Genomic DNA, 20090 nt, shown 5'->3' with positions numbered 1-20090 from the left:
TTAAGTCCGACGTTTGCGCGGTAAAGACGACCGATTATTTTATCTGCATATTGTTCAATAAATCGATGTATCTCGATACGGATTCTTTATAAAAACCTTCGGCGGAATCAAGCAGAATGATATGTATAAGTTCCCCTTTATAACGATTAAATTCTTTTTTGAATGGCAAAATATGAAACCCTTGGGCATCTCCGGATGAGCTTGCTTTAAGCGGTTCTTCTATTTCCGTTTCCAGCGCACGGTTATAGGGCGCTCTTACAATCGCAAGAAGACCGTGCATACCGCCGAACCTTATATATTCCTGCATATTTGAATACTCATAGATTTCATATCGATCGGATACCGCAAGCGTAATCTTTTTTCTATTGGGCAGAGATTCAATGATGCGGGTAACTTTTTTATCATTTGATAAAAACGAAGTGATCATTATAGAGTAGGTAGAATCCGAATATTGTACCGCTTTTATCGGAACCCGTATTTGAATCGATACGCTGCCGTCGGAGAGGTTGGAAAAACGGGGTTGGTCATCGGAAGCGAGCGGAAGCCATAATCCGAGTAAGCGCGAAAAAAAGCCCTTGCCGCTTTCCCGTTCCACGGGAAGAAAAACCTCCGTAAAGGGAACCTCTTCTCCGTCCTTATAATCAATAAAATTACCTTGTAAATTCAGCAGCAGCTTATCTTTTGCCGGATCCAAGCCGGTTGCATCATAATAATACAGTAAATCCGAAATCGCTCTTTTGGGCATCAAAGCCAATAATTCAGCATATGCATAATCGGCGATAAAATCGGGATGAAGTTTTTCCCGCGGAATCCGTTCTAAAATATATTCAAATTGCTTTATCGCTTCAAAAGGTCTGCCGGCATGCGCATAAAATAAACCTGAAAACCACTTATAGCGGTAATCTTTGTCTTTCAGTTTATCTATTGCATTATAGGCTCGTACGGTTTCTTCATAAGAATCGTCGGCATCCAAATGATACAGAGCTTCGCATACATAAGCTTTTAAAAGCAAATATTCCTGATTTTTATTTTCCGGATATTCGGAAAGTATTTTGAGAATACCTTTAAGTTTTTCCCTGTACTCGGCTTTGGATATCGGCGCCTTCCAATATTCATCGGGAATGAACCCGCTTAAAAACGGCGCATTTTTGTACAAAAAATCGAGTTCATCGGCATATTTTTGCACCTTTTTTATTTTTGACGTATCGATATACTGTATGTCAAAGCAAAAAATCTTGCAAAAAGTAAAGAACAGGACGAAAATAAAAAAACGTTTTTTCATTGCGGCCTCCCGTACAATTCTATAGAACCACGGTTTTTACTCTTATAGGGAACCTCTAAAAACTGCAGTTTTTAGAGATGCCCTATAGTATGTCAGCAAAGCGGTATTTTTACAAGGACGAATGTTGAGTTTTGAAGGCGCAGTCCGAAAAGATAGCTTTCGGCAGATCGGCGATACCGTTTCGACTATGATCGAAGTCGTATACAAGGTTTCGATTTTATCGACTATAATCGAAATTGTGTTGATTTTATCGATTGTTTCGACTATAATCGAAGTATGTAAAATCGGATAGCTAAGGCAAAAACCGCCGTCCGAAAGGTTGCGCTTTTATGTTGTTGGAGGTTCTTTTATGGATCGCATTATCAGACCGAAGTATATAAAGCAGATTGCGCAATTCGTAGACAAGCCGGTTATTAAAGTGTTGACCGGTATGAGGCGGGTCGGAAAGTCCACGCTTTTAACGATAATAAAAGACGAAGTTTTAAAAAATATATCCGACAAAAATAAAATATACCTCAATTTCGAGTCGTCCGAACTTTTCGATATAACTACCGCAAAGGCTTTGCGCGCTTATTTGCAGCCTATAATTCAAAAAACAAAAAAGAAACTATATTTTTTCTTCGACGAAATACAAACGGTTGCAGGCTGGGAAAAAGTCGTCAACAGTCTCAACGTGGATACAAATTGCGACATTTACATAACGGGATCGAACTCAACGCTTATTTCGGGTGATCTTGCAACACTGCTTTCGGGGCGGTATACGACCTTTGAAATTTATCCGTTTACCTTCGGCGAATTTGTGCAGGTTTTTAAAAATAAAAAAATATCTAAAGAAGCGCTGTTCGACAAATTTTTGCAGATCGGCGGAATGCCTTTTTTGCACTATTTCGATTTGGATGCTTCTCCCTGTTTTAAATATTTGAACGATGTGTATAATACCGTATTGGTCAAAGACGTTTTGCAGTACAACAATATTCGGGATGTCGACGGGTTTAACCGCATTTTATCCTATGTGCTTGAAAACATCGGGCACACCTTTTCGGCAAACGGCATTAAAAATTATTTTAAAAACGAAAAACGGAACATTTCAATCGATACGATTTTAAATTATTTGGAATATTGCAAAAACGCTTTTATCATTAAAAAAGTTCCGCGCTATGATATGGCTGGCAAAAAAATCCTCAAAGTGGATGAAAAATATTATGTAACCGATCACGGGTTCCGACAGGCGCAGGGATTTTCCAACACAAAGGATATCGAACGAACGCTGGAAAATATCGTGTTTATCGAACTTGCGTCGAGGGGCTATGAGGTAAAAATCGGAAAACTGAAAGACAGGGAAATCGATTTTATTGCACAAAAAAACGATCGGATTTTTTATTATCAGGTCGCCTATATGTTGACCGACGAAAAAACGCGCGAGCGTGAATTCGGGATGTATAAATCGATTGAAGACAATTTTCCGAAATACGTGCTGTCCATGGATCGAGTCGATTTCGGCAGGGACGGCATTATTCATAAAAACATCGTCGATTTTTTATCGGAGACGGTGTAGAGAAAAGGGGATGAGGAAAGGAAGGTTATGAAAAAAATATTGACTTCATTATTTTTTTTAATTTTTATTTGCTCAAATTGTTTCTGCGGCGATTTGGAAAGGAAATTTGAACAAATTTTAAGTACCCAAAAAGAATATGAATTAAAAAAGATAAAAAACGATCCCTACAAGATGATGCGGTTTCCCTATGATTTGACGGATCAAAAAATTCGGGAAATGAGCGCTACGAAAGTTGTTTCTACAAAAAAGGTGATTTTATCATCTTTTGACAAAGATTTTTATTATATTGCCTGGTATTATGTTTATAATCCCGAAGTAATTTATAGTTATTTGTATGAATTATCTGATAACAAATTATTGGAGCAAAGTTCCGTTTGGATACAAAAAATCGAATTCAATACTGACAAATCCAATTGTATTTTTGATATGATGGATTATCGTTTTCCCGGATTTTTACACAAACCGAATTATTTCAGTAATTATTACGATTCAAATTTTTATTTTCAATGTGAAGCAAATAGAATTGAAAACACGCTCAGCTATATTAAAGATATTGATACAGATGGAAATGACGAGATTTTTTCATTAGAGAGTATACATGCAAGTTCTTTAGCTACATATTTTATTATTTACAAATATGTCAATCAAGAATGGAAAGAAGTTTTGTGTTCAGCTTTTTTTGGCTGGGAGGAATTCTGGTCAGATGAAAATTATACAAAAGAAGAATGGTACAACCCTAAGCCCTTCCCTTACGATTTCGTAGAATATAAAGGAAAGATAGGTCTAAGAATTATTTGTTATGATCGACCGAAAGACTGGCCGACGCATTATCATGCTCAGTTTTGGGCTTATGACGAAAAAATGCAAAAATATGAAATGCTGGAAGAAATCTGGGAAGCAGAAGAAGACACGCCGCCGGACGGACTGATTTTTGTACCTCCTATAAAGAGTTTCTCCGATTAATGAAATCAACAAATCAAGGATATGTTGTGATGGTATCTAAGGGAAAAAAACATGAAAAAAAACGATTATTTCCAGGGTGCAATAACCTAGAAAGTATTCTTAATGATAATTTAGAAAAAAAACATAAAAATTCTTTTTTTTATTATTATAAAATTAGTAACTATTGGTGCGATATTCTTGAAGAAGCAAGTAAAAACGAAACAACAGGAATAAAAGAAATAAATCTTGAACAGGCACAAAAACTGGCAAACCAAGGATATGTGGTAATCGCTTGTTATAAAAATAATAATTTTAGACATGGAAATAACCCAACATCCCCTCACTTTGCAACAGTTAGACCAAATTTTAATATAACAACATATGAACCTAGTGAGGTTCAAGTGGCAAATGTTGGTAGTGAAAATAAAGTTATGAATATTTCTGAGCCAAATTGTTTTGGCACTAGAGATATATCGTTTTATTACAACGAAAAACAACAGTTTAATAAAGATCTTGATTCTATTAAATCATTTTTAAGGAAAAAAACATGAAAAAAAAATTATTATTATTTATTCACTGCATAATAATGTTAGCATTATTTTCAGAAGAACCATTGAATAACGATATTTCATTTCTTAAGAAGATTTCCATTTCCGACTCAAAATATTCATTTTATATTAAAGAAGAGAAAAACCATTATTCCATAATAAAAAAATATAATAATATTAGTATAAAGACAACAACTACTAATCATTTTTCTTTCTCTATTTACAAGCAATTAATTGATGATGCTGACGTTTTCAATTACTTAGATCATGACGAACCTCTTTTTCTAAAAAAAACCGTTTTTTTTTCAAATTATTTGAATTCGAATTTACAAAAACAGTTAGAAAAATCCAGACTTCGTAATACATCTTCTTTTATTTTTGATATTAATAATGATAATGAAGATGAAGTCATTTACTTTGGTTATCCGTATACGGGTTCTAATCCTAGTGGATTGAGTATATATAAATATATAAATGGCGTATGGAAAGAAATCTTTAATGAGTGCTATTTCGGCTGGGATGATTTCTATTCAGATAAAAACTACTTAGCGGAAGAATGGTTCACCCCTAAGCCCTTCCCTTACGATTTCGTAGAATATAAAGGAAAGATAGGTCTAAGAATTATTTGTTATGATCGACCGAAAGACTGGCCGACGCATTATCATGCTCAGTTTTGGGCTTATGACGAAAAAACGCAAAAATATGAAATGTTGGAAGAAATCTGGGAAGCGGAAGAATACACGCCGCCTGACGGACTGATTTTTGTACCTCCTATAAAGAGTTTCTCCGATTAATGAAATCAACAAATCAAGGATATGTTGTGATGGTATCTAAGGGAAAAAAACATGAAAATTCTTTTTTTTACTATCAAAAGCCAAGTAACTATTGGTGCGATATTCTTGAAGAAGCAAGTAAAAACGAAACAACAGGAATAAAGGAAATAAATCTTGAACAGGCACAAAAACTGGCAACCCAAGGATATGTGGTAATCGCTTGTTATAAAGATTCTACATTTAGATATGGAGCGCCGCATTTTGCAACAATCAGACCGGATTGTAATGTAACAACTTATACAATAGACAAAGTAAAAGTGGCAAATATTGGTAGTTTTATTGATATTTGTTCTATATATCAGGCTTTTAATGCTAACCCAATTAAGCTGTGTTATAATACTAAACAGTTATTTCAAAAGGATTTGACATATATAAATCAATTTAAGTGAGGAATTTATAAATGAAAAAGAAGTTCTTATCAATAATTATTCTTTTCTTATTATTTTTTATTGAAGCACAATCTTATAAAAAAGAAATTCAAGAATTGATGGATAGCGGCGAAACGCTGGAATATACGAGGCCTTTAAAAGTTAATAATCAATTTTCAAACTATTATTTTGCTTATTTTACTAGCAGACATTGGGATTATACTTATAAAAGAAAAGGAATTACTTGTCCGATAGTAGTGAGAGAAAATAATAAATTTAAGATTGTAAACTCGATCTATCCTAATAAATACTTTTCAGAATTGGAAGAGCTTACAATAAAAAATGAAAAAATAATTGATACAGCGTTTTTTTATAATTATGAAAATTCAAACTTTTATAAACAGTTTAATTCATATAAATTAAATAATTGTTTGATTTTTATAGTAGATATCGATAATGATGGAAATGAAGAAATTCTAAACTTCGGGCAGGCAGAAATAAACTCATCCAGCGGATTCGTGATAACAAAATACATAGGTAATGAATGGAAAACTGTTTTTTCTCAATCGTATTTCGGTTTTTATGATTGGAATCCATCTATATTAACAGGGGAGCCAAATGATAAATCTATGTTTGATGATGAATGGTTCACCCCTAAGCCCTTTCCTTACGATTTCGTAGAATATAAAGGAAAAGTCGGTCTTAGAATCATCAGCTATGATCGACCGAAAGACTGGCCGACGCATTATCATGCTCAGTTTTGGGCTTATGACGAAAAAATGCAAAAATACGAAATGCTGGAAGAAATCTGGGAAGCGGAAGAAGACACGCCGCCCGACGGACTGATTTTTGCAGGGGCAAAAGAAGGTTTAAATTGAACGGCGCTATTTCAGACGTTCGATTTAAACTTTCCGTTTTTTTACAACGGCAAAATTATCGCGCGAACGGATGTATCGCCGTTTTCGCATCGCCGGTATCGCTCTTGACGCGCCGACTTCTCTCGTGATATGCTTATAAAACTGGCATTTTTGTCAAATTTTAATAAAATGAAGGGGCTATACAATGTCGTTTATTCCTTTTTTAATGGGCGCAGCCGAAGGCGGTGCGGCAGGCGGCGCGTCGACAACCGGCGGTTTTATGTCATCGATCGTGATGATGGTGCTGCTCGTCGTTATTTTTTATTTTTTCCTTATCCGCCCGCAGAGCAAAAAGCAAAAAGAAACGCAGAAGATGCTCGACGCGCTGAAAAAAGGCGATAAAGTCGTTACGATAGGCGGCATTCACGGCGTCGTTTCTTCGGTTGACGAAAAAAACGTCATCGTGAAAGTGGACGATACGACAAAGATCAAATTTACGCGGAGCGCTGTCGCCGCAATCGAAAATCCCGAAGCTCCTGCAAAAGACGCGAAAAAATCTTCCGACGCCGATGCGGAAAAATCTTCGGAAAAACCTTCAGAGGAAAAGAAATAAAACGGAGCTGTCAGCATGAATAAACGTACTCGTTTTGTAATCCTGCTTGCGGTGCTTGCCGTTTGTTTCGCTTTTCTGTGGCCGTCGATCAGCTGGTACTACGGCACGCCGAAAGAGATGAAAGCGCTCGCACTCGGCTCCCTGCAGAGCATTAAAGATTACGCGACCGTAAAAGCGTCCGACGATGTAAAGGCGTTTACGGATGCGGCGCGAAAAGATCCGAACGCCCCACTCGATAAATCCTACGGCTGGATAAAAAAGATCGTCGTGCGGAACTATAAAAATATGGACGTAAAAGAATCGTCGCCGAAAAGCGCGGTGCTCAATTGGATAAAAAAGATTGTCTCGCGGACCTATAGAAACAGGGAGTCGAAAGTGCCGTCGCCTTTGACGAAAAGCGCGGTACTCAACGCATTTTCAAGCGAACAGGAATTCCGAGAAGCGGTGCAGGCCCGCTATCGCGACACTATTTTAAAAGCGAAAAAGCAATATCAGAATTCGGTAAAGCTCGGACTCGATCTGTCCGGCGGTATGAACATCATCGTCAAAGCCGATCTGGACGCCGCCGTAAAAAATCAGGAAGGAGCCGATACGGCCGAATCGAGCGCGACGCTCAAAGCGAACGCGATGCAGCAGGCGATCGACTCGCTTTCGAGCAGGATTGACCGCTTCGGTCTCACGTCTCCGGTGATCCGACAGCAGGGCGAAGACCGCATCTATATCGAAATCCCGGGAGCTGCGGAAGCGGATGCGATCAATACGATCATCATGGGAAAGGGCATTTTGAATTTCCGACTCGTCGACGATGCGGCAACTCAAGCATTTAATAATTATTATTTGCAAAATCCCGGAAACGTCTTCGCTTCCGACGGTACGCTGCTCGACGCTTCCGTTATTCCCGCCGACTGTGAAGTGCTCGGCCTCTATCAAAACGACGACTACGGTCTCGAAGATCGGATCGGCTGGCTTGCCGTAAAAAAAGAGATTGCGCTCGACGGCCGGCATATCAAATCGGCGGAAGTCGGTTCGAGCAATTTAACGAACCGTCCCGAAGTCGATTTCGTGCTCGACGGCGACGGTGCCGTGATTTTCGGCGAGTTTACGTCGGCTCACGTCGGCGAGCGGCTCGCCATTGTAAACGACAACAGAATCCGCTCGGCGGCGACGATCGAAAACGCGATCACCGGCGGCCGCGTTGCGATAACGGGTTTCAATCTCGAAGAAGCGCAGACGCTGCAAAAAGTGCTGCAGACCGCGTGGCTTTCCGTGCCGCTTTCGGTCGAAAGCCAGCAAGTCATCGGCGCCTCTCTCGGACAGAAGGCGAAGCGGATGGGTATCATTGCGGTGTTGGTCGGCCTCGGTGCGATTATGTTTTTTATGCTCGTCTACTATAAAGGTGCGGGCGTCAACGCGTGCGTTGCGCAGATCCTCAACCTCTACATCGTATTTTCGGTGCTCTCGGCGTTCAATATGACGATTACGCTTTCGAGTATCGCCGGTATGATTTTGACGATCGGTATGGCGGTCGATGCGAACGTTATCATTTTCGAGCGCATCAAAGAAGAGCTTTCCGACGGCAAAGGACGTACGGCAGCGATCGCCGCAGGATTCCGCAATGCGTTTTGGGCGATCATGGACTCGAACATTACGACCTTTATCGCGGCGATGTTTTTGTCGCAGCTCGGCAGCGGTGCGATTCAGGGCTTTGCGGTCAGCTTGGCGATCGGCGTCGTTTCTTCGGTATTTACCGCCTTGTTCGTCTCTCACCTCATGTTCGATTTCAATACCGACGTGTTCCGTAAAGATACCGTGAGCATCAGCTGGAGGGTAAAATAATGACGCGAAAGACGATACATTTCAGCAAAGGTTTCCTTCCGTGCGCGATCGTCAGTACGATTATAATCCTTTCGGGCATCGCGGGATTTTTTATACGCGGCATCAATTTCGGTCTCGACTATCGTCCCGGTTTGCTCGAAGAAGTGCGCATCGCGCCCGCCGTTTTGGACGTGAGCTATTCCGGCAGCGCGAACGTCAGCCTCGACATGAGCGGTGAGGGGATCGATGTCGTCATAAGCGGAACGGGTTCGGAAAACAAAACCGAAACGCTTTCGTTCGCCGCGAACAAAACGGTTTCCGATCTCGCGTCGAGTCTCAATGCGATCGACGGAATTCACGCGCAAGTCAATTCGAACGCATCGTCTTCGACGGCGGATCTGTTCGTCGATACGAACGCGTCGAATAAACTTTCATCGACTCCGTACCGTTTGTATTCCGCCGGAAAAATCGATGTCGCCGTTTCGCAAGTGCGCGAAGCGCTTTCGTCGATCGAAGGCATTTCGATTCAGCAGCTCGGTGCGGGAGAAGCGGCGAGTTTTCAAATCCGCATGGCCGATAAGGGTGACGGAAAATCGAGCGCCGATCTGCAAAATACGGTTTTGACGAATCTGAAAAATAAATTCGGAGCCGATAACGTGGTCGTCGTCCGTACCGATTTTATCGGTTCGAATTTTTCGCGCGCGATTGCAGTGCAGTCGATCATCGTGCTCGCCTTTGCCGTTGCGCTTATATGGCTGTATGCGACGATCCGATTTCACTGGGACTTTGCGCTCGGCTCGGTACTCGCGCTCATCCACGATTCGCTTGTCATGATAACGTTTATCGTGTGGTCGCAGATGGAATTTTCGACGATGACGGTAGCGGCGATTTTGACGATTGTCGGTTATTCGATCAACGCGACGATCGTTATCCTCGACCGCGAACGTGCGCTTTTGCCGATCATGAAAGACACGAAGAAATTTACCGACATCATCGATCAGGCGCTCACCGATACGCTGAGCCGTTCGATCATCACGACGGTGACGACGATGTTTGCGGCCGCTTCCCTCTACGTGTTTACGCAGGGCGATATCAAAAACTTTGCGCTCGCGCTTCTCGTAGGACTTGTCAGCGGTTGTTATTCGTCCATATTCATTTCGAGCGGATTTATCGCCGCGACGCGAAAAAATTGGAAACCGGAATACGGCATTCACCATTCGCTGAAACTCCAAAAAGGCGTGTTCGACGTCGGAGTAAGCGTGTAAGCGCATTTCATTGACACAGTTTTGAAAAATGCCGCGCAGGAATGCGCGGTATTTTTTTATGGCCTTTGGTGTTGAGACGGTTTTTTATAACATTCTTATCGCGATAATCGTTATAAAACGATTTGCATTTCTTTCTATGCATAATTGATTATTTACTGTCATAAGCATACGGATAACTGTTTCAAATAATAAAAAAAACACTTGCTTCTTTTATAGAAAACGGAATAGAATATTGTTATGAAAAAAAAATGGATTATCATATGCAGTATATCGATACTGATATCGGCCGCAATTTTTGCAGATACGGAATTTGACGTATATTATTACGCAGTGCCTGTTACGGACACCTATACTGCAGTAAATAAGGATAAATTCGCTCATAAATCCGCATTGGGGATCGGCAATGATCTAGGGTTTTATTTTGTCAATTTTCCGCATGCGGATATCGGAATTGCATGCAATTACGGTGTGGAATTTTTTCGTACGGCGGAAGTACCGTTTATTTCGAAAATTATTTCTTCGCAATTTGCCGTATTCGATTGGGCTGTATGTGCATTTGTAAATGCCGCTCCGGTCGTGCGTTTTACCGTCAATCGATATCATTCATTTATCGTTTCGCAGGGGATACAATTTCGTCTGCTTTTTGCAGAAAAGTCGGAAAACGAGGAAATGGGTATGCTCGCATGGCAGATGGACGCATTTTTACACGGCGGGTATCGGTTGTGGGTGTTGAACAAAACGAACTTCCGTCTCGGACTTTCGACCGGTGCATATATTTTCGTTCCTGTCGGAGTTGCTTATGCGGCGGGAATAACACACGGAGGTATAAAGGCTTCTTTAAATGAGATGACAGGAGGCGGTTTCGGGGCCAGGCTGTATGCAGGGGTGTGCATGAATTTCAACGGTCGAAACCGAAATTGAATGTTGCAACGCGGAGAAGCGATCATCTTTTTATGAACCGATTATTATTCGCTATAATTTCTTTTTCATCATGCAGTGTACTAAATTTCCCGTTCGAGTTATACTGCCTCTATGACTGTCATCCGCTCCGATGTCCTCGGCTGCTGTTTCGGCGTGCGCCATGCCCTCGATGCGGCGCAAAGGGCGATTTCGGACAATCCCGGAAAAAAAGTATATACGCTCGGTCCGCTCATCCACAACCGTCTTGCCCTCGAAGCGCTTGAAAAGCAGGGGCTTTCGGTGCTCGGCGAAAACGATGCCGAAAAGGCCGAATACGGCAGCATCGTCATCATCCGCGCGCACGGCGTGCCGCCTGAAACGATCGAAACGCTTCAAAGCCGGAACTGTACGGTCGTCGATGCGACCTGTACCCGCGTTACCGCAAGTCAAAAGCTCGCTTTCGAATACGCGCAAAAAGGCTGCACGGTGCTGTTTGCAGGCGATGAAAAACACGGCGAAGTCGCAGGCATTGCGGGCTACGCGAAAGAGCGTTTCGTGCTCGTGCAAAACGCGGAAAAAGCCGAAACGCTTTCGCTTTCGGAAAATGAAAAAGCGGTGCTCCTTTCTCAGACGACGTTCAGCAAAACGGAATTCGAAAAAATTGCGGAATTGTTAAAACGAAAGTGTCCCTCGCTCACCGTCATACATACGATTTGCCCCGCGACGAAAGCAAGGCAGGATGCGCTTTTAAAGCTCTGTCCGAACGTGGACGGCGTACTCGTCGTCGGCGGCAAAAACAGCGCGAATACGAAGCGGCTTTTGCTTGCCGCAAGAGCACAATCGTGCCGCGCCGATTTGATCGAAACGGCGGATGAGATCCCGTGCGATTATTTTAAAATGAAAAGGGTCGGCATTACCGCCGGAGCGAGTACGCCCGATTACATAATCGATGAAGTCGAAGCCGCTCTTACGGAGCATAAAGATGCGTAGCAAAAAAAAATATACTGCGGCGATAATCGGTACGGGGAGGATCGGTTTTACGCTCGGTTTCGATAAAAAACGAGAGCAGCCGGCAAGCCATACGGCAGCTCTCCTCAAAAATCCCCGTATACGCATTATTGCAGGCTGCGACACCGATGCCGAAAAACTTGCGGCGTGGAAACGGTACTGCAGAGGAGCGGCTTCTTATCATACGGCGAGCTATCTCTTTGCCGCCTGCAATCCCGATATCGTCGTCGTTGCGGTCAATGAAAGCGCGCATGTGGAAGTAGCGCTCGAGGCGATACGGAGTAAGCCGAAATTACTGATTTTGGAAAAGCCCGTCGCGCTGTGCATGAAAGACGGACTTGCGATCGCAGACGAAGCGAAAAAATACGGCGTGCCCGTGCTCGTAAACCACGAGCGGCGCTTTGCCGACGATTACGCGGCGGCAAAATTCTACATAAAAAAAATCGGTGCAGTTCAGCGCGTGCGCGCGGAACTCTGCTCCGGTCTTCGCGTCTACGGTAAAAAATACGAAGCGTCCGGCGAGTACAGTCTCTTTCACGACGGCACGCACCTCGTCGATATCGTGCAGTATTTGCTGTCGGACGATTCGGATAACGCGGAAACGGAAACGAGACGGAGCGTGCTGTACAATATGTCGATTACGGGCATATACCGCGATAAAAGCGATCCCTCTGTCGTGCAAAATCTTTCCGCGCATTTCGCGTCCGATGTCTGTTCCGACATCACGCTTACGATGAGCGGGCGCTCGCGTTTTTTTTCGTTCGGCGTCGACATACTCGGAACCGAAGGGGCCGTCGCGGTCGGAAACGGCTATGCGAAATTTTACCGGCGCGAAAAAGCGAAGCTGTACACGGGATTTTATTCGCTTGCCGAAGATAAAAAAGTTTCCGTGCCGAAAAAGACACGCTGCTTTTCGAATATGGTGAAAAGCTGCGTCGATTTCCTCGACGGAATCGCTCCTCTCAAATCGACGCTCGAAGACGGATTGCAGACCCTCGACATCCTCGAACGGATCCGTGCGGAACTTTGCGCATAAGCTTATTGCATGAAAGTGCAGCCTACGCCCGCGCGAAGCGGTGCGAAGCAGCGACCGCAGCAAAGCGAGGACGCCGAGTGTGAGCGAGCCGCGAAGGGCGGGATGGCAAAAAAGTTTCGTCCGAAGTCCGTTCGTGTACCGGGATTTTGCGCGGCAAAAATACGGCACTCAGCGCGATGTTTTTAAAACGCTTCGCTCTTTGCGGCGGAGAATCGCTTCTTCGATCAGCAATTCGGTGAGACAGGTAAAACTCAAGCCTTCGCTTTCGCAGGCTTTCGGAAACATGCTGATAGCCGTAAAACCCGGCATCGAATTGATTTCGTTGAGATAGATTTCGCCGGAGTCTTTGTCGAGAAAAAAATCGATGCGGCTCAAACCCGATGCGTCGACGATTTTGTATGCGTTCAGTGCGATGTTTCGGATTTTTTCGCGGAGGCTCTCGCTTATGTCCGCCGGTATGCGCACGCCGTCGCTGTCTTTGTATTTTGCGTTGTAATCGTAAAACTCGTGCGTCAAAACGATTTCACCGGGTCCGTATACGCTAACGCTTTCGCGCACTCCTTCCGCCGCCGTCGTATTTCCGGTGACGGCGCATTCGAGTTCGCGGGCGTTTATCGCCTTTTCGATAAGCACTTTATCGTCCCACAAAAAAGCGTCCGCGAGTGCGACCGAAAGCGCCTTTGCGTTTTCCGCTTTTGCAGCGCCGTTCGAAGAGCCCGCCGCGGATGGCTTTACAAAAAGCGGAAAGCCGAGTGTACTGACGGCTTTTTCTACGAGTGCATCGTACGCGCGCGAATCGAGCACATCCGCTCTCCGCACGGTAACGTAGGGGACGACGGGAATGCCCGCCGCCTGAAGGACGACCTTTGTTTTTTCTTTGTCCATCGTGAGCGCGCTCGCCGTGACGGAGCAGCCGACATAGGGGATGTCCGCCGTTTCGAAGAGTCCCTGAATGGTGCCGTCTTCGCCGTTCGTACCGTGAAGGACTGCGAACGCGACGTCGATGTCGAGCATCCGGCCGCCCGCCGAAAAGGCCGCATTTTTCATTCCGGGAGCGACCCTTATTTCAGCGCCTTCTTTTTCCGTTACCCTAAGCGCCGCCTTTGCGTCGGCTTTTACGCGGTCGAGTTCGGCATCGTCCTGTAAAAACCATCGTCCGTCTTTTGTGATGCCGATGAGAATGATTTTATGCTTTTTGTCGATGTGCCGCGCGACCGCCGCGCCCGACATGAGCGATACTTCGTGCTCGCCGCTTTTTCCGCCGTAGATAAGTGCTATCGTCATAGAACGAGTATAGCACTTTCGGTGCGCCTCGGGAATGGCTTAGCGCAAAATGTGAAATGTAAAGGCACAGGCGCCGTCGTGCAAACGCGCACATCGCGCAGACGTATGAGAGTGCGTAAAGCAAACGTAAAGTAAACTGTTGTCTTTTCCTTTCACTCGTGATAGGATAGGCAAATCTGCGCATTTTTTGCGTTGTCATTTTAATAGGTCGAATGTCGAGTTTGGAGAGTATGAGCTAATAAAGCTGTGTTTTCGGTAAGAACCCGTCCGCTTAGCCGCGGTCGAGCTTTTAGGGCAGGCTTCCGTAAGCCTAACGCTCGAAACGGCACGCAGCCGGAACCTTGCCATAAGCATAATTTGATTTGCTTTCCAAACTCGCCATTCAGTCGGTGAGCGAATCGGATGGAAAATTTCGAGTTTAATAAAACTCGAAATTGAATTTAACAAATTGCAATCGGGAAACAATATGGGTATCGATAAAAAACTTTTGTGCCATTGGGCTGACCGCGTCGCGGACACTATCGTTTCGGAGCGGGGCGAGCGCGATTTATATACCTGCGCTTCGGGCATAACGCCGTCGGGTACCGTGCATATCGGGAACTTCCGCGAAATCATCACGGTCGATTTAGTCGTGCGCGCGCTGCGCGACCGCGGCAAAAACGTGCGATTTATCTATTCGTGGGATGATTACGATGTGTTCCGCAAAGTACCCGCGAATATGCCGAATCAGGACGAGCTGAAAAAATATCTGCGCTTTCCGATTACGATGGTGCCCGATACGACAGGACGCGATAAAAACTATGCGCGCCATCACGAAGTCGATATCGAGCGGGAGCTTCCGAGAGTCGGCATTCACCCCGAATTTTTATATCAGGCTCAACGCTACCGCGAAAATCGCTACGCCGAAGGTATGAAAAAGGCGATGCAAAATCGCAAGCTTATTAAATCCTGTCTGAACGAATACCGCGACGACGCGCACAAAATGAAATCGGACGAAGCGTATTGGCCCGTTTCGGTGTTTTGTTCGAAGTGCGATCGCGATACGACGGAGATCACCGGCTACGACGGCGAATACGGCGTATCGTACAAATGCGAATGCGGACATGAAGCGACCGAAGATCTCCGCACGTCGAAGGGCTTTAAGCTCGGCTGGAGAGTCGATTGGCCGATGAGATGGAACGAAGAAAAAGTGGTGTTCGAGCCGGGCGGAAAAGATCACGTGAGTCCCGGCGGTTCTTACGATACGGCAAAACTCGTTTCGAAAAAAGTGTACGGCTGGGATGCACCCGTTACGATGAAGTACGATTTTGTCGGCTTAAAGGGAATCCCCGGAAAGATGTCGTCGTCGAAGGGCAAAGTCATCGCGCTTTCCGACGCGCTTTGCGTGTACCAGCCGGAAGTGCTGCGCTATATTTTTGCCGTCAACAAAGTCGATCACGAATTTGCGATCAGCTTCGATCTCGACGTCATCACGGTGTACGAAGCGTACGACCGCACCGAGCGCATCGCATGGGGGCTCGAACAGGCGAAAAACGACGACGTTGCAAATCACGAAAAGCGCGTCTATTTGCTTTCTCAAATAGAGCCCGAGCTGCCGCGTGTCATGCCTTATCAAATCGGCTTCAGAATGCTCACGACGCTTTTACAGACCTATTCGGGCGATATCAATGCGGTTATCGCATCTTTGAGCGACGTACGTGACGAACAAAAAGATTGTTTGAAGCGGAGATGCGAGTGTGCGCGGTATTGGATTACCGAATGCGCTCCGGAAGATTTTAAATTTGCACTCCGGATCGAAAGCGGGGCGCTTGCGTTAAGCGATGCGGAAAAAGCGGTCGTCGAAAAGATAAAAGGCGATGTGCTGCCCTTTGTCGAATCGAGCGGAGAGCAGGAACTTTCGCAAAAGATCTACGACACGGCCGTCGGATGCGGCATTAAGCCGAAAGAGCTTTTTGGTATCATGTACCGCGTGCTCATCGGCAAAGAGCAGGGACCGCGGCTTGCAAGCTTTATGAAAATCATCGGAAAAGAAAAGCTCGAAAAGATTTTATCGAATTATTAATTTGCCGAACGAGCGCATGCCGAAAAACGTATGGTAAAATATTTTTTGCCGTGCTATACTTTCGGCCATGCCGGCGCTGCGAAATCTGATTAGAGGACTTGAAAAAAAATATATTGCATATACGTGTTTGTCTCCGTTTACGATGATCGGAGAGGTTGTCATGGAGACGGTGATTCCGTACATCATGTCGCGCATCATCGACGTGGGCATCGCGCAGGGCGATATCGCTTATGTCGTGCGTACCGGCGGCATTATGATAGGCTGTGCGATCGTTTCGCTTTTGTGCGGTGCGGCCGGAGCATTCTTTGCAGCTTCCGCTTCTCAGGGATTTTCCCACAATCTCAGGCGAAAGCTCTTTGCAAACGTGCAGGATTTTTCTTTCGCCGATATCGATGAGTTCGGAACGGCTTCACTCGTCACACGCCTTACCGTCGACGTGACGAATGCGCAAAACGTGTATCAGACGCTCATCCGTCCGAGCGTGCGCGCGCCCTTTATGCTCGTATCGGGTACGGTTATGGCATACGTTATAAATCGCCGCCTCGCTTCGATTTTTCTCGTTTCGATTCCGATTTTAATAATCGCCATCGCCATCGTTTCTTCGAAAGCGTATCCCCGGTTCGGAAAAATGCTTGCAAAATACGACGCGCTCAATACGATCATTCAGGAAAATCTCATCGCGATCCGAGTTGTAAAAGCTTTTGTGCGCGGAAAATTCGAATGCGAAAAATTCGCTTTTTCGGCGGACGGCGTAAGACGTGCGCAGGTTTCGGCGGAAAAAGTTGTTTTATGGATTTGGCCCGTCATGCAGATGACCGTGTACAGTACGATTATCGCTTCTCTGTGGTTCGGCGGCAATATGATAATTGCAGGCGATATGAAAACGGGAGAGCTCGTAAGCTTTCTTTCGTACATCACACAAATCCTCATGTCGCTTTTAATGCTCGGCATGATTTTCGTTTCGCTCGTGCTTTCCCGTGCGTCGATCGCGCGCATAAACGAAGTGCTTGATAAAAAAAGCTCCGTCGCACCTCCCGATGCCGGACTGAAAATTATTAAAGACGGTTCCATCGATTTTGAAAACGTATCGTTCCGCTATTCCAAAAAGGCAGGCAGCTTCGCCCTTGAAAACGTCAGCCTGCACATTGCAAGCGGACAGGTCGCAGGCATCATCGGCGGTACCGGCTCTTCGAAGACGACGCTCGTTTCGCTTATTCCCCGCCTGTACGATGTAAGTGCCGGTGCGGTAAGGGTCGGCGGAGAAGATGTGAGACGCTATGATTTGACGGCTCTCCGAGACGGCGTTTCGATGGTGCTGCAAAAAAACGTTTTATTCAGCGGTACGATAAAAGAAAATCTCAAATGGGGCGATAAAGAGGCGAGCGATGAAGCGATCGTTGCGGCGTGCAAAGCGGCGGATGCCGCAGTCTTTATCGAATCTTTTCCGTCGGGTTACGATACGGTGCTCGGGCAGGGCGGCGTCAATATTTCCGGCGGGCAAAAGCAGCGGCTGTGTATTGCGCGCGCATTGTTGAAAAATCCGAAAATATTGATTTTCGACGACAGCACGAGCGCAGTCGATACGGCGACCGAAGCGCGTATACGCTCCGCTTTAAAAAATTCGCATCCCGAGACGACGAAGATCATCATCGCGCAGCGCATTTCATCGGTGCGGGACGCCGACGTCATCTTCGTGCTCGACGAAGGCAAAATAAGCGGTTTCGGCACGCATGAAACATTGTTAAAATCGAATGCGATCTATAGAGAAGTGTACGAGTCGCAGCGGACGGTCGGGGTGTAGGCTATGCCGGAAACAAAGCGATTCGAAAAAAAAGGCTATGCGAAGCCGAAGCATACGCGCTCGACGATAAAGCGGCTCGCGTCTTATATGGCGCAATACAAAGCGTTGTGGATTGCGGTTTTCATCCTTATCGCCGTAAACGCAGGATCGAGCGTCGTCAGTTCGTATGCGATAAAACCCGCTCTCAACGACTATATCATTCCGCTTATCGGAAAACAAAATCCCGATTTAACGAAATTTATTAAAATGCTCGGCTTTGTTTTTTCGATTTTTGCCGCAGGCTCTTTCGCTTCATGGGGCAGTTCTCGTATCATGCTGCATATTTCGTCGGACGTGTTCTTTCGGATCCGAAGCGATCTGTTCGAAAAACTTGAAACGCTCCCGATAAAATATTACGATACCCGTACGCACGGCGAAATCATGTCGCGCTTTACGAACGATATCGATACGCTGCGCGATGTGTTCAGTCAGAGTTTGGGGCAGCTTTTTTCGTCGGCCATTACCGTCTCAGGCATATTTGCAATGATGATCGTGCTGAGTCCCGTGCTCACGCTTATCGCCGCCGCTTCGATTGCGCTCATCATGCTGCTCGCCGCTTTTGTCGGAAAAAAGAGCGCGGGCGCATTCCGCGATCAGCAAAAAAATATCGGACGGGTAAACGGCTATATCGAAGAACTCATCGAAGGGCTGCGCGTCGTCAAAGTGTTCAATCACGAACGCGAAGCGATCGCTTCTTTTGCTTCGCTCAACGGCGAGCTTTGCGCTTCGGGGATCCGCGCGAATGCTTACGCGGGTATGCTCATGCCGCTTATGGGAAATCTTTCGCACGTTCAGTACGCGCTCGTCGCGGTCGCAGGTGCGCTCTTCGTCATCGGCGGCAAGCTCGACTTGGGTTCCATCGCCGCCTTTTTGCAGTACACGCGAAATTTCAGCCGGCCGATAACGATGATGAGTCAGCAGTTCAACGGAATATTGAACGCGCTCGCCGGTGCGGAGCGGGTGTTCGCGGTCATCGATGAGGCGGGCGAAGCCGACGAAGGAAAGCTGTCCCTTGTCAATGCATGTGAAGCGCGCGATAAATTCGGGAAAACGCAGCTCGTGCAGTCTTTCGCATATACCGGCGAATGGGCGTGGAAAGATCTCTCCGACACGAAATTGATAAAGCTGCGAGGTGACGTCGCCTTCGATCACGTGAGTTTCGGCTATGACGAAGGAAAAACCGTTTTGCACGACATTTGTATACGCGCCTTACCCGGACGGAAGATCGCGCTCGTCGGCTCAACCGGCAGCGGAAAGACGACGGTGATAAATCTTTTGACACGCTTTTACGACGTCGCCGAAGATTCGGGCAGCATCACGTACGACGGCATTCCGATCAATAAAATCAGAAAAGACGATTTACGCCGTTCGCTCGGTATCGTGCTGCAGGACACGCATCTTTTTTCCGGAACGATACGCGACAATATCGCCTACGGCAATTTGGAAGCAAGCGATGCGCAGATTGTCGCTGCGGCTCGCCTTGCAAATGCGGACGCTTTTATCCGCAGACTTGAAAAGGGATACGATACCGTCATTTCGGGCGACGGCGGAAATTTGAGTCAGGGGCAAAGACAGCTCATCGCGATCGCGCGCGCCGCCGTCGCCGATCCGCCGGTGCTCATCCTCGATGAAGCGACGAGTTCGATCGACACGAGAACCGAAATGCTCATTCAAAAAGGCATGGACAGCCTTATGAAAGGCAGGACGGTGTTCGTCATCGCGCACCGCCTCAGCACCGTCCGCAATGCGGATGAAATCGTCGTGCTGGAACATGGTACGATCATCGAGCGCGGTACGCACGATGAGCTCATCGCGTCGGGCGGCCGCTATTATCGACTGTATACGGGCAGCGCGATTTTGGAGTAGGGGGATGGCGAAGCGT

General features: G+C 45.9%; 18 protein-coding genes. 16 read left to right on the top strand and 2 right to left on the bottom strand.

Annotation, left to right across the window (positions count from 1 at the left end; all coding sequences use genetic code 11):
* Nucleotides 1-34: 34 nt before the first annotated feature.
* Nucleotides 35-1282 (bottom strand): hypothetical protein, encoded by a 1248-nt coding sequence (locus HRI97_RS08920; RefSeq protein WP_253725118.1) that lies wholly within the window; start codon nucleotides 1280-1282, stop codon nucleotides 35-37.
* A gap of 121 nt (nucleotides 1283-1403) precedes the next feature.
* Between HRI97_RS08920 and HRI97_RS08915 the strand changes: the two genes are divergently transcribed.
* From HRI97_RS08915 to HRI97_RS08855, 13 genes are all read left to right on the top strand, one after another.
* Nucleotides 1404-1574 carry a hypothetical protein gene (locus HRI97_RS08915; RefSeq protein WP_253725117.1) on the top strand — a complete coding sequence of 57 codons (171 nt, stop codon included), beginning with the start codon at nucleotides 1404-1406 and terminating at the stop codon, nucleotides 1572-1574.
* A 57-nt stretch (nucleotides 1575-1631) separates the two neighbouring features.
* Nucleotides 1632-2837, top strand: a complete 1206-nt coding sequence (locus HRI97_RS08910) for an ATP-binding protein (protein WP_253725116.1) — start codon at nucleotides 1632-1634, stop codon at nucleotides 2835-2837.
* A gap of 27 nt (nucleotides 2838-2864) precedes the next feature.
* The gene (locus tag HRI97_RS08905) at nucleotides 2865-3800 is read left to right on the top strand and encodes a hypothetical protein (protein ID WP_253725115.1); all 936 of its coding nucleotides are present in this window, start codon (nucleotides 2865-2867) and stop codon (nucleotides 3798-3800) included.
* Nucleotides 3800-4330, top strand: a complete 531-nt coding sequence (locus tag HRI97_RS08900) for a hypothetical protein (RefSeq protein WP_253725114.1) — start codon at nucleotides 3800-3802, stop codon at nucleotides 4328-4330. Before HRI97_RS08905 ends, HRI97_RS08900 begins: the two co-directional genes overlap by 1 nt.
* A complete protein-coding gene (locus HRI97_RS08895; RefSeq protein WP_253725113.1) occupies nucleotides 4327-5121 on the top strand; it encodes a hypothetical protein in 795 nt (264 codons plus the stop codon). Before HRI97_RS08900 ends, HRI97_RS08895 begins: the two co-directional genes overlap by 4 nt.
* Nucleotides 5121-5549: a hypothetical protein gene (locus HRI97_RS08890; protein WP_253725112.1), complete on the top strand. Its 429-nt coding sequence runs from the start codon at nucleotides 5121-5123 to the stop codon at nucleotides 5547-5549. Before HRI97_RS08895 ends, HRI97_RS08890 begins: the two co-directional genes overlap by 1 nt.
* 11 nt (nucleotides 5550-5560) lie before the next feature.
* Nucleotides 5561-6406 (top strand): hypothetical protein, encoded by an 846-nt coding sequence (locus tag HRI97_RS08885; protein ID WP_253725111.1) that lies wholly within the window; start codon nucleotides 5561-5563, stop codon nucleotides 6404-6406.
* Between the two features lie 184 nt (nucleotides 6407-6590).
* On the top strand, nucleotides 6591-6998 hold the full coding sequence (gene yajC / locus HRI97_RS08880; RefSeq protein ID WP_180485440.1) for a preprotein translocase subunit YajC: 408 nt from the start codon (nucleotides 6591-6593) through the stop codon (nucleotides 6996-6998).
* 15 nt (nucleotides 6999-7013) lie between these two features.
* The gene (gene secD, locus HRI97_RS08875; protein WP_253725110.1) at nucleotides 7014-8834 is read left to right on the top strand and encodes a protein translocase subunit SecD; all 1821 of its coding nucleotides are present in this window, start codon (nucleotides 7014-7016) and stop codon (nucleotides 8832-8834) included.
* Nucleotides 8834-10078 carry a protein translocase subunit SecF gene (secF, locus tag HRI97_RS08870; protein WP_253725109.1) on the top strand — a complete coding sequence of 415 codons (1245 nt, stop codon included), beginning with the start codon at nucleotides 8834-8836 and terminating at the stop codon, nucleotides 10076-10078. The genes secD and secF overlap by 1 nt, the downstream gene beginning before the upstream one ends.
* Before the next feature lie 468 nt (nucleotides 10079-10546).
* Complete coding sequence (locus tag HRI97_RS08865) at nucleotides 10547-10999, top strand: hypothetical protein (RefSeq protein WP_253725108.1); 453 nt, start codon at nucleotides 10547-10549, stop codon at nucleotides 10997-10999.
* Between the two features lie 111 nt (nucleotides 11000-11110).
* Nucleotides 11111-11968 carry a 4-hydroxy-3-methylbut-2-enyl diphosphate reductase gene (ispH, locus tag HRI97_RS08860; RefSeq protein WP_253725107.1) on the top strand — a complete coding sequence of 286 codons (858 nt, stop codon included), beginning with the start codon at nucleotides 11111-11113 and terminating at the stop codon, nucleotides 11966-11968.
* On the top strand, nucleotides 11961-13022 hold the full coding sequence (locus HRI97_RS08855) for a Gfo/Idh/MocA family protein (protein ID WP_253725106.1): 1062 nt from the start codon (nucleotides 11961-11963) through the stop codon (nucleotides 13020-13022). Before ispH ends, HRI97_RS08855 begins: the two co-directional genes overlap by 8 nt.
* A gap of 168 nt (nucleotides 13023-13190) precedes the next feature.
* Here the strand turns inward: HRI97_RS08855 and HRI97_RS08850 are convergent, their stop codons facing one another.
* Nucleotides 13191-14306, bottom strand: a complete 1116-nt coding sequence (locus HRI97_RS08850; protein WP_253725105.1) for a D-alanine--D-alanine ligase family protein — start codon at nucleotides 14304-14306, stop codon at nucleotides 13191-13193.
* 466 nt (nucleotides 14307-14772) lie between these two features.
* Here HRI97_RS08850 and lysS point away from each other — a divergent pair, with 466 nt between their 5' ends.
* From lysS to HRI97_RS08835, 3 genes are all read left to right on the top strand, one after another.
* A complete protein-coding gene (lysS, locus tag HRI97_RS08845) occupies nucleotides 14773-16368 on the top strand; it encodes a lysine--tRNA ligase (RefSeq protein ID WP_253725104.1) in 1596 nt (531 codons plus the stop codon).
* A 67-nt stretch (nucleotides 16369-16435) separates the two neighbouring features.
* A complete protein-coding gene (locus HRI97_RS08840) occupies nucleotides 16436-18169 on the top strand; it encodes an ABC transporter ATP-binding protein (protein ID WP_253725103.1) in 1734 nt (577 codons plus the stop codon).
* Between the two features lie 3 nt (nucleotides 18170-18172).
* Complete coding sequence (locus tag HRI97_RS08835; protein WP_253725102.1) at nucleotides 18173-20074, top strand: ABC transporter ATP-binding protein; 1902 nt, start codon at nucleotides 18173-18175, stop codon at nucleotides 20072-20074.
* The last annotated feature ends 16 nt before the right edge of the window (nucleotides 20075-20090 follow it).

The organism is Treponema socranskii subsp. buccale (assembly GCF_024181585.1).
GTDB lineage: Bacteria > Spirochaetota > Spirochaetia > Treponematales > Treponemataceae > Treponema_D > Treponema_D buccale.
Note: the sequence above shows the minus strand (reverse complement) of the source record. Positions and strands in the feature narration are given on the sequence as shown.

Bases quoted from the DNA above. Each gene is read 5' to 3' on its own strand.
- HRI97_RS08920 (WP_253725118.1), bottom strand. From the start codon at position 1,282: ATGAAAAAACGTTTTTTTATTTTCGTCCTGTTCTTTACTTTTTGCAAG.
- HRI97_RS08915 (WP_253725117.1), top strand. From the start codon at position 1,404: ATGTTGAGTTTTGAAGGCGCAGTCCGAAAAGATAGCTTTCGGCAGATC.
- HRI97_RS08910 (WP_253725116.1), top strand. From the start codon at position 1,632: ATGGATCGCATTATCAGACCGAAGTATATAAAGCAGATTGCGCAATTC.
- HRI97_RS08905 (WP_253725115.1), top strand. From the start codon at position 2,865: ATGAAAAAAATATTGACTTCATTATTTTTTTTAATTTTTATTTGCTCA.
- HRI97_RS08900 (WP_253725114.1), top strand. From the start codon at position 3,800: ATGAAATCAACAAATCAAGGATATGTTGTGATGGTATCTAAGGGAAAA.
- HRI97_RS08895 (WP_253725113.1), top strand. From the start codon at position 4,327: ATGAAAAAAAAATTATTATTATTTATTCACTGCATAATAATGTTAGCA.
- HRI97_RS08890 (WP_253725112.1), top strand. From the start codon at position 5,121: ATGAAATCAACAAATCAAGGATATGTTGTGATGGTATCTAAGGGAAAA.
- HRI97_RS08885 (WP_253725111.1), top strand. From the start codon at position 5,561: ATGAAAAAGAAGTTCTTATCAATAATTATTCTTTTCTTATTATTTTTT.
- yajC (WP_180485440.1), top strand. From the start codon at position 6,591: ATGTCGTTTATTCCTTTTTTAATGGGCGCAGCCGAAGGCGGTGCGGCA.
- secD (WP_253725110.1), top strand. From the start codon at position 7,014: ATGAATAAACGTACTCGTTTTGTAATCCTGCTTGCGGTGCTTGCCGTT.
- secF (WP_253725109.1), top strand. From the start codon at position 8,834: ATGACGCGAAAGACGATACATTTCAGCAAAGGTTTCCTTCCGTGCGCG.
- ispH (WP_253725107.1), top strand. From the start codon at position 11,111: ATGACTGTCATCCGCTCCGATGTCCTCGGCTGCTGTTTCGGCGTGCGC.
- HRI97_RS08855 (WP_253725106.1), top strand. From the start codon at position 11,961: ATGCGTAGCAAAAAAAAATATACTGCGGCGATAATCGGTACGGGGAGG.
- HRI97_RS08850 (WP_253725105.1), bottom strand. From the start codon at position 14,306: ATGACGATAGCACTTATCTACGGCGGAAAAAGCGGCGAGCACGAAGTA.
- lysS (WP_253725104.1), top strand. From the start codon at position 14,773: ATGGGTATCGATAAAAAACTTTTGTGCCATTGGGCTGACCGCGTCGCG.
- HRI97_RS08840 (WP_253725103.1), top strand. From the start codon at position 16,436: ATGCCGGCGCTGCGAAATCTGATTAGAGGACTTGAAAAAAAATATATT.
- HRI97_RS08835 (WP_253725102.1), top strand. From the start codon at position 18,173: ATGCCGGAAACAAAGCGATTCGAAAAAAAAGGCTATGCGAAGCCGAAG.